Here is a 9626-nt window from a genome sequence, read left to right on the forward strand (position 1 = left end):
AGACAACGGAGATGGTACGATGACGTATACAGATGAAGACGGAGTGGCAACTGTGATCAATTTAAGCACAGCCGTAGCAGCTACTGAAACGTTGACCTCATTGGTAGACAATGGTAATGGAACATTTACGTATACTTCAGAGAATGGTACCGTTACAACATTTGATGCAAATGGCTTGTCTGTTTCAAACGTAATAGCGGGTCATCTCATAGCAACCGTAACGGAGGCAAACGGTACGTCTGTAGCTATTGATGAGACAGTAACAACAGTTAATGATATTGTCGGGGGTACCGGACACACAATAGCATCATATACCAATGAAGATGGAGTAGTTACAAATATTAATGAAACGGTTACAACCTTTGTAGATAATGGAGACGGTACGTATACTTATACAAATGAGAATGGTATTCCAACCACTACAGCTGCCGCTAGTAATACTAATATCTACTCAGTAGATGGTACACTTACCGGGGATCGTGTAGTTGCGTATAGTGATAATGATCTGACTTTTGATATCGGTGGAAATAATGGACGTTTTATATTAAACGGAACATTTCAGAAAGACGGAGCTGTATATTACAGTTACAGAGTGGAATCCGGAGCAACAGTAACTTGGTTGGATAAAGATTATGTGGTAATATTTACTAATCTGGGGATAGACGGTAACTTAACATTTCCTTCAGCAGCTTTATATCCTGGTAGGGTTTTAAAATTAGCAAATGATACAGCTTCGGCATTGACCTTTGGAGGGATTCCGGGAGATACAGCGCCTTTAAATGTTAGTAATATACCCTCCAGAACGGCATCAGAATATATAAGTACCGGAACCGATTGGGTACGAATTACAGGACGGTAAAACTAGTTTATAAAAAAATCCATGGGATGATATTCTCTTTCTTAAAAAGAGAGATTTACTAGGGATTTGTGGTAATTGTAATTTGATAAAAAATTAAGACATAATGAAAAAAATTTTAAAAATAACATGTAAGACAGTATTACCACTGTTTTTCACTGCTCTTTTTGCAAATGAAGCAAAAGCTCAGCTTAAATCCTACGGTACAATTGGGAGTGCTTTGGTTGGTGAGAACGTTTTTTTAGATGTTTCAGAAAATACAGTTAATTATCCTAATAACAGAGGGAGAGGATTGAGTTTTCCACGTACGGATTTGACTATCTGGACATTTATTACGGGTAATTTAGACGGACTTAGTTTTCCGACTGCATTTGACGGAATGATCGTTTACAATAGCGGAACGGGAACAACCCTTGCCGGGCAGGGGATTCAGACCAGTGTGACTCCGGGTTTTTACTACTTCTATAACCCCGGTGCTACCGATAATATTACAAACGGGCAATGGGTGAGATTATCATCGGGTGATAGCGTTAATGTAGTCAGTACAGACGGAGGGAACATTATAACAGTGGGGACAGACGGAGGAGCCTTTATTGATGCCGCAGCAGTTGCAACAATAGAGACCCTTACCACTTTGGTAGACAATACAGACGGTACTTATACGTATACCAGTGAGAATGCAACAGCAACGACTATAGATGTACCGGGTAGTGTGATCAATAATGCAAGTACAATTTTTGGAGATACTAATGTATTGAATGAGATATCAACAGCGGTAGCTACTGCAGAAACATTGACCTCATTGGTAGATAACGGAAACGGTACAATAACGTATACAGATGAAGATGGTGTAGGGACAGTGATCAATCTAAGCACGGCAGTAGCCGCAGTGGAGACATTGACCTCATTGGTAGATAACGGAAACGGTACGATAACGTATACAGATGAAGATGGTGTAGCTACTGTATTGGATATGGCTACGCTAATCAATCTAAATACAACAGTGTCTAATGCATTAACAGGGACAAGTTTAACAACTACCGTAAACGGAGTAACGGGATCACCGTTAGATTTAGCAGCGCTTACAGGCGAACCTTGGTTTGTTCAAGGGGGAGTTGTTCCGGCGACAACAGATGCAGAGGCAATCTATCATACGGGAAATGTAGCTATTGGACAGAATGCTATGTTTGGCTCTCCGGGAGAAAAACTTGCAGTAGCTGGAACTATTAGAACGACAAGTAGTGTATATGCTGATTATGTATTTGAAGATTATTTCACAGGATCATCGATAATTAAAAAAGATTACAAATTCAAAACTTTAAATGAAGTAGAAGCTTATATTAAAGAGAATAGCCACTTGCCGGGTGTAACTTCAATTAAAGACCTGCCTAAAACGAAAGACGGTTATTCTTTTAATCTAACAGATTTATCAGTTCAATCGCTGGAAAAGTTAGAAGAACTATACTTACATGTAATTGAGCAGCAAAAACAAATTGAAGCTAAAGATAAAGAGATGGAAGTGCTTAAAGAAAATTTTAAGACTACGAACGAACGATTAGAACAATTGGAAGAACTCCTTAAAGTTAACAATCATTAAATATTTAAGTAATCTGTGAAAGACGGAGGATGGTAAAATTTTAGTTAAAAATTACCATTCCCGTTTTTTAAAAAGGCTTTTTAGTTATTTAATAACGGGTTCTTTCTCAGGAACCAACTAAACAAAGAGATTATGAAATCAAGAATTAGTAATACTTTTTTAATTCCTGTATTGTTTTTTGGGGGAATTATAAGTGCCCAAACAATCAATACGGGGGAACTTTATGTGACCCCAAACACACAGTTTTCTACAGTAGGAGCCTTTGATAATACCCCTTCCGGAGTTTTTATCAATGACGGAGAGTCGTTTATTTACAATCATTTCAATAATGACGGGGTAGTGGATTTCACTCCGGGTGAGACCGGATATACACGTTTTGAAGGAGCGGCTGTACAACAGTTAACGGGCTCGAATATCAGTTATTTTTATGATGTACTGTTTAATAATCCTTCAAGTACAACGGCTTCCTTTGAATTAAGCAGTGAGATCAGTGTGGACAATGAAGCTGAGTTTAACCAAGGAATCGTAAAAGACGATGATTTCGGCGGATTAATGATCTTTGAAGTGAACGGATACCATACCGGAACTTTTGATGGTAGCCATGTGGACGGTTTGGTTCAGAAGAACGGTAATACGGAATTCACCTATCCGATCGGAGATGCGGGGTATTATCGATTTGCCGCGATCAGTGCTCCTGATAATATAAATGATGTATTTACAGGGAAATACTTTTTTGAAAACTCAAACCCTATACATCCTCATAGTAGTAAGGAAGGAGTTATAGAGTTGATTGACAATGCAGAGTATTGGACAATTGAAAGAACAGTCGGAACAACGGAAGGAATGGTGACTTTGTCTTGGCGAGAGGAAACCACACCAGCAGAGATCTATGCTACTCCTGTGGAAGCTATCCATATTGTAAGATGGGATGAAACAGAACAATTATGGCTGGATGAGGGAGGTGTAGCAGATGCCAACGCTAAAACAGTAACGACGATAGTTAGGGACTACGGGGTTTTTACTTTGGCGCGAGTTAAAACAGAAGATATTTTGCCTTGTGGTTTAGTGGTTTATAATGCGGTTTCTTCCGATCAGGATGGACAGAACGACTTTTTTAACATCCAACAGTTAAATGATGATAGTGAGTGTGCTACAAACATGAAGATAAGCATATTTAACAGATGGGGAGTAAAAGTATATGAGACGGATAATTATGAAACGGGTACTAATTTATTTAGAGGCTATTCTGACGGTAGAACAACAATTTCCGGAGGAGAACAGTTACCTACCGGAACCTATTTTTATGTGTTAAACTTTGATTACAGAGTTAACGGAGAAGTAAGACAATATAATAAAACAGGATATCTCTATTTAGTAAGTAAATAAGAAGATGAAAAAATTTATTGTAGAATTATTGGGTACTTTTTGGTTGGTTCTTACCGGTTGCGGTAGTGCCGTAATAGCAAGCTCCTGTTCCGAACTGGGAATAGGCTTTACTGGTGTTTCATTGGCATTCGGATTATCAGTAGTCACTATGGCTTATGTTATAGGACCTGTTTCCGGGTGCCATTTGAATCCGGCAGTGACCATAGGGGTTGTTAGCAGCGGTCGAATGAATTTTTTTGATGGTTTGGGGTATATGTTATTTCAATTAACAGGAGCCATCTTAGGAGCCGGTTTTTTATATCTGATCGTATCCGGCAACGATTCCATTGCCATAGGCAGTTTTGCTTCCAATGGTTATGGTGAACATTCACCGATGCATTATTCCTTGTTGGCTTGTTTTTTAACAGAGTTAATCATGACTTTCTTTTTTGTGTTGATCATTTTAAAAGTAAGTGATGAGTCATCCGGAACGCCTTTTTCAGGCTTGGTGATCGGTTTGGCTTTAACCTTGATTCATTTGGTCAGCATTCCTGTTACTAATACATCGGTAAATCCTGCAAGAAGTACGGGTTCCGCTTTATTTGCTGAAGTGATCTGGCCCAACGAACAGTTGTGGTTGTTTTGGGTGGCGCCGTTAGCAGGGGCAGTATTAGCCGGAACTATTTATAAAAGAAGTCATTAATTATAAAAGAAGAATATGAGTCAATTATTACAATTACGAAGATTGTTACAGTTTTTAATAATTCTGTTAACTGGATTTGCGGGTACTGCTCAGCAGGATCCACAATACACACAGTATATGTATAATCCCATGAATGTGAATTCGGCTTATGCCGGTACCAGAGGCGTGTTGAGTATTTTTGGGTTACATAGGACACAATGGGTAGGATTAGACGGAGCACCGGTAACCAATACATTATCGCTACATACACCTATTAAAAATTCTAATTTCGGAATAGGATTATCTTTTGTGAACGATCGCATCGGTCCTTCAGATGAGAACACCATATCAATAGATGTGGCTTACCGTATTCAGACATCTGAAACGAGTACCTTGTCCTTTGGAATAAAAGGGAGTGCTGATTTATTGAATGTCGATTATACGAAACTGTCTATTTACAATCCTACGGATCCTCAGTTCCAAAATAATATAGACAATCGTTTCTCACCTAATATAGGTGCCGGAGCCTATTGGTACTCTGATAATTATTATTTAGGGTTGTCGGTTCCTAATTTCTTAGAGACGAAGCATTATGATGATAATAGTGTGTCATTAGCAAAAGAGCGTATGCACTACTATTTCATGGGGGGATATGTATTTGATCTGTCTCCTAATTTGAAATTCAAACCTGCCTTTTTGAGTAAGGTTGTAAAAGGAGCTCCGCTACAACTGGATCTTACAGCTAACTTCCTGATACATGATAAGTTCATTTTAGGAGGTGCTTATCGCTGGTCAGCCGCTTTGAGCGGGTTAGTTGGTTTTCAGATAACGGATCAATTGTTGATCGGTTATGCGTATGATGCCGAGACTACAAAATTGGCCAATTATAATTCGGGATCTCATGAGATTTTCCTTCGTTTTGAGTTGTTTAAGCGAACTGAGAAAGTTTATTCACCACGATTTTTCTAAAAGTACGTATTATGAAAAAAAGAATTACAATAGCCTTATTAGTAGGCCTGTCGATAGGTTGTTTTGGACAAAATAACAAAATTAAAAAAGCTGATGATCGTTATGATGATCTGGCCTATATGGATGCCGTAACAGTTTATGAAAAGGTAGTGGATAAAGGATACGGTACAGCTGAAATCTATGAAAAGTTAGGAAATTCCTATTATTTTAACGCAGATTATGTAGCTGCCAATAAATGGTATAATGAACTGTTTAAAAGTGGTACATCAGCATCAATAGATCCGGAATCGTACTACCGTTATTCACAATCTTTAAAATCTGTCGGAGATACTGAAAAAGCAAATGCATATCTGGAGCAGTTCTCAAAATTGAAACCTAATGATCCGAGGTCATTGGCCTATGTTAAAGATAAAAATTATCTGACTGATATAGCTAAGGTCTCGGATCGTTACCAATTAGAAGATGCCGGAATCAACAGTTCTTATAGTGATTATGGTCCGGCATTCTATAAAGACGGAATCGTATTTACCTCTTCCAGAGGAAGCGGAGATGTCCATACCTGGACGAACCAACCTTATAGTGATTTGTATTATTCTACAATAGGTGAAGGCGGAAAATTAGAGAAAGCGGAACAATTTGATAAAAAGATCAATACGAAATTCAATGAATCAACAGCTGTTTTTACAAAGGATGGTAAGACGATGTACTTTACCCGCAATAATTTTTTAGACGGTAAAAAAGGGAAAAACGGAAATGAAACCATTTTGTTAAAAATTTACAAAGCCCGGTTAAATGGAAAAGGGAAGTGGGAAGATGTAGAAGAATTACCTTTCAATAGCAACAATTATAATTGTGCACACCCTGCTTTGAGTCCGGATGAGAAAACATTGTATTTTTCATCGGATATGCCGGGAGGTTACGGAGAATCAGATCTGTATGCTGTCACAATATCAGGAGAAAACAATTACGGTAGTCCAAAGAATTTAGGTTTGGGTATTAATACTCCGGGTAGAGAGACATTTCCTTTTGTTACTAAAAAGAATGAATTATTCTTTGCTTCAGACGGACATTTAGGGCTAGGAGGTCTGGATATTTTCGGAGTACAGTTAAAATCAGGAGGTCTTGATTCGAAAGTGTACAATATAGGAAGACCTATTAACACAGAATTTGATGATTTTGCTTATATAATAGATACAGATAATAAATTAGGATATTATTCTTCTAATAAATCCGGGGGCGAAGGGTATGATGATATCTATAGATTTAAGGAAAAAACATCGCTGCCTTTAGACTGTAAACAGTTATTAGAAGGAAAAGTAACTGATGCCCAAACGCATCAGCCTTTACGAAATGCCCATGTTACTTTATTTGATGCTAAGATGCAGGAGATAAGCAGTACGAGTACTGATGCTAACGGAAATTATTCAATAGATCAGCTAGCCTGTGATTCTAAGTTCTTTATAAGAGTTTCAGCAGATCAATACGATACAAATGAAGTAGCAGTAACAACTTCGTCAAATTCAGGAACTCAGAGTGGAGACATAGCGTTGACCAAACGTTTCAATGAAATTAAAGAAGAAGTTGACCTGGCAAAAGTATACGACATAGAAAACATCTATTTTGATCTGGACAAATGGAATATCACTAAAAAGGCAGAAGAAAAACTATCCGTTTTATTGGCTGTAATGGAAGAATATCCAAGTATCAAAGTAGATGTACGTTCCCATACGGATTGTAGACAAACGTATGATTACAACATGCGATTATCAAATAAAAGAGCAAAAGCAACCATTGACTGGTTAGTCAATCATGGTATTGCAGCTAACCGATTAACCGGTAAAGGCTATGGAGAAAGCCAATTGGTAAATGATTGCGGTTGTGAACCGGCCAATGATTCGCCATGTACAGAAGCGCAACACCAACAAAACAGACGTAGTGAATTTATTGTAGTAAAAAAATAATTCTTAGCATTTGCTTTTCAATGAATTAACAACGAATAAGATAAAGGCTAACACTTAATCAGGTAAAGAATGAAAAAAATAGTTTATATACTAACAATACTATTAACAAGTATTGTTATGAACGCACAAACCGGGGTTCAAACAACTGATCCGAAATCAACTTTCGATGTTAACGGGAAGCCAACGGATATAAATGCAATCGACGGTATACAAGCCCCGAGACTTACCAGAGCAGAACTTACGGCTAAAGGAGATGCACTTTATGGAGCAGACCAGAAAGGAGTATTGATTTACATCACAGATGCTTCCGGGGGAGATGCTCTGGGACAGAGAGTGAGTATTACCACAGTAGGATATTACTATTTTGACGGAACGCAGTGGGTAAAAATGGGAACAGTAAGCAGTAGCAGCGGATCGGTACCTGCCGGAACAATTGTTGCCTATGCCGGGACCACAGCACCGGAAGGCTGGTTTCTTTGCGACGGTAGTGAAGTGAGCCGTACAGCTTATGCCGACTTATTTGCTGCAGTACAGATCGCTTATGGAGGCGGAGACGGGATCAATACGTTTAACCTGCCTAATGCTAATGGTGTTTTCCTGCGAGGTGCCGGAACACAAAATATCGGTGGAGTTACCTACACCGCTGCAACACAGGGAACACCTCAAGGGTACGCAACAGGGTATCCTACTACTAACGGTTTTACAGCAAATGCTGCCGGTGCGGGGCAGCACAGTCATCATTATTATACTCCTTCTTTTTCTCAAGCAAATGTAGGTGGTGGTGGAATGGCGGTATCAATATGGAATGGGGGGTATTGGCCTGCGGTATCGGAAGGTGTTTACGGCGGAGATACGCCGCCTCATACCCATAGTATTAGTGGCGGTGATAGTGAAACGCGCCCGGGAAATATTGTAGTTACTTATATTATAAAATATTAAAGATCTGTTTAGCATGCAAAATGGTGTAATGATTTTTTTGAATTAAGGCACAAATGAGAACCATCCTGTATATGATACTTCCGGTTATTATGTAACTAAGCTAATGAGTGCGATCGCAGACAAACGTATGATTAACAACATGCGATTATCAAACAGAAGCACAACACCAACAAAACAGACGTAGTGAATTTATTGTAGTAAAAATTAATAATTAGCATTTGATTTTCAATGAATTAACAACGAATAAGACAAAGGCTAACACTTAATCAGGTAAAGAATGAAAAAAATAGTTTACATACTAACAATACTATTAACAAGTATTGTTATGAACGCACAAACCGGGGTTCAAACAGCTGATCCGAAATCAACTTTCGATGTTAATGGGAAGCCAACGGATATAAATGCAATCGACGGTATACAAGCCCCGAGACTTACCAGAGCAGAACTTACGGCTAAAGGAGATGCACTTTATGGAGCAGACCAGAAAGGAGTATTGATTTACATCACAGATGCTTCCGGAGGAGATGCACTGGGACAGAGAGTGAGTATTACCACAGTAGGATATTACTATTTTGACGGAACGCAGTGGGTAAAAATGGGAGCAGTAAGCAGTAGCAGCGGATCCGTACCTGCCGGAACAATTGTTGCCTATGCCGGGACCACAGCACCGGAAGGCTGGTTTCTTTGCGACGGTAGTGAAGTGAGCCGTACAACTTATGCCGACTTATTTGCCGCTGTACAGATCGCTTATGGAGGCGGAGACGGGATCAATACGTTCAACCTGCCTAATGCTAATGGTGTTTTCCTGCGAGGTTCCGGAACACAAAATATCGGTGGAGTTACCTACACCGCTGCAACACAGGGAACACCTCAAGGGTACGCAACAGGGTATCCTACTACTAACGGTTTTACAGCAAATGCTGCCGGTGCGGGGCAGCACAGTCATCATTATTATACTCCTTCTTTTTCTCAAGCAAATGTCGCTGGTGGTGGGATGACGTTATCAATATGGAATGGCGGGTATTGGCCTGCGGTATCGGAAGGTGTTTACGGCGGAGATACGCCGCCTCATACCCATAGTATTAGTGGCGGTGATAGTGAAACGCGCCCGGGAAATATTGTAGTTACTTATATTATAAAATATTAAAGATCTGTTTAGCATGCAAAATGGTGTAATGATTTTTTTGAATTGAGGCACAAATGAGAACCATCCTGTATATGATTCTTCCGGTTATTATGTAACTAAGCGATGAGTGT

7 protein-coding genes and 1 pseudogene are annotated in these 9626 nt (G+C 39.2%); all 8 read left to right on the top strand.

Annotation, left to right across the window (positions count from 1 at the left end; translation table 11 throughout):
- A pseudogene (locus NHF50_RS10105) lies at positions 1–859 on the top strand (hypothetical protein); the annotation flags it as partial.
- Between the two features lie 103 nt (positions 860–962).
- Complete coding sequence (locus NHF50_RS10110; RefSeq protein WP_252776209.1) at positions 963–2453, top strand: hypothetical protein; 1491 nt, start codon at positions 963–965, stop codon at positions 2451–2453.
- 132 nt (positions 2454–2585) lie between these two features.
- Entirely contained in the window at positions 2586–3839 is a 1254-nt protein-coding gene (locus tag NHF50_RS10115; protein WP_252776210.1) for a gliding motility-associated C-terminal domain-containing protein, read from the top strand.
- Between the two features lie 4 nt (positions 3840–3843).
- Positions 3844–4521, top strand: a complete 678-nt coding sequence (gene aqpZ / locus NHF50_RS10120; protein ID WP_252776212.1) for an aquaporin Z — start codon at positions 3844–3846, stop codon at positions 4519–4521.
- Positions 4522–4536: 15 nt separating this feature from the next.
- Positions 4537–5469, top strand: a complete 933-nt coding sequence (locus NHF50_RS10125) for a type IX secretion system membrane protein PorP/SprF (RefSeq protein ID WP_252776214.1) — start codon at positions 4537–4539, stop codon at positions 5467–5469.
- Between the two features lie 11 nt (positions 5470–5480).
- A complete protein-coding gene (locus NHF50_RS10130) occupies positions 5481–7430 on the top strand; it encodes an OmpA family protein (protein ID WP_252776216.1) in 1950 nt (649 codons plus the stop codon).
- A 117-nt stretch (positions 7431–7547) separates the two neighbouring features.
- On the top strand, positions 7548–8369 hold the full coding sequence (locus NHF50_RS10135) for a phage tail protein (RefSeq protein ID WP_252776218.1): 822 nt from the start codon (positions 7548–7550) through the stop codon (positions 8367–8369).
- 325 nt (positions 8370–8694) lie between these two features.
- Positions 8695–9516, top strand: coding sequence for a phage tail protein (locus tag NHF50_RS10140; protein WP_252776220.1), 822 nt, complete (start codon positions 8695–8697; stop codon positions 9514–9516).
- The last annotated feature ends 110 nt before the right edge of the window (positions 9517–9626 follow it).

It is taken from the genome of Flavobacterium sp. NRK F10 (genome assembly GCF_024054235.1).
Taxonomy (GTDB): domain Bacteria; phylum Bacteroidota; class Bacteroidia; order Flavobacteriales; family Flavobacteriaceae; genus Flavobacterium; species Flavobacterium sediminis.

What these genes read in the sequence shown, in the direction of transcription:
- NHF50_RS10110 (WP_252776209.1), top strand. Translation starts at nt 963, where the DNA reads ATGAAAAAAATTTTAAAAATAACATGTAAGACAGTATTACCACTGTTT.
- NHF50_RS10135 (WP_252776218.1), top strand. Translation starts at nt 7,548, where the DNA reads ATGAACGCACAAACCGGGGTTCAAACAACTGATCCGAAATCAACTTTC.
- NHF50_RS10140 (WP_252776220.1), top strand. Translation starts at nt 8,695, where the DNA reads ATGAACGCACAAACCGGGGTTCAAACAGCTGATCCGAAATCAACTTTC.
- NHF50_RS10125 (WP_252776214.1), top strand. Translation starts at nt 4,537, where the DNA reads ATGAGTCAATTATTACAATTACGAAGATTGTTACAGTTTTTAATAATT.
- NHF50_RS10115 (WP_252776210.1), top strand. Translation starts at nt 2,586, where the DNA reads ATGAAATCAAGAATTAGTAATACTTTTTTAATTCCTGTATTGTTTTTT.
- aqpZ (WP_252776212.1), top strand. Translation starts at nt 3,844, where the DNA reads ATGAAAAAATTTATTGTAGAATTATTGGGTACTTTTTGGTTGGTTCTT.
- NHF50_RS10130 (WP_252776216.1), top strand. Translation starts at nt 5,481, where the DNA reads ATGAAAAAAAGAATTACAATAGCCTTATTAGTAGGCCTGTCGATAGGT.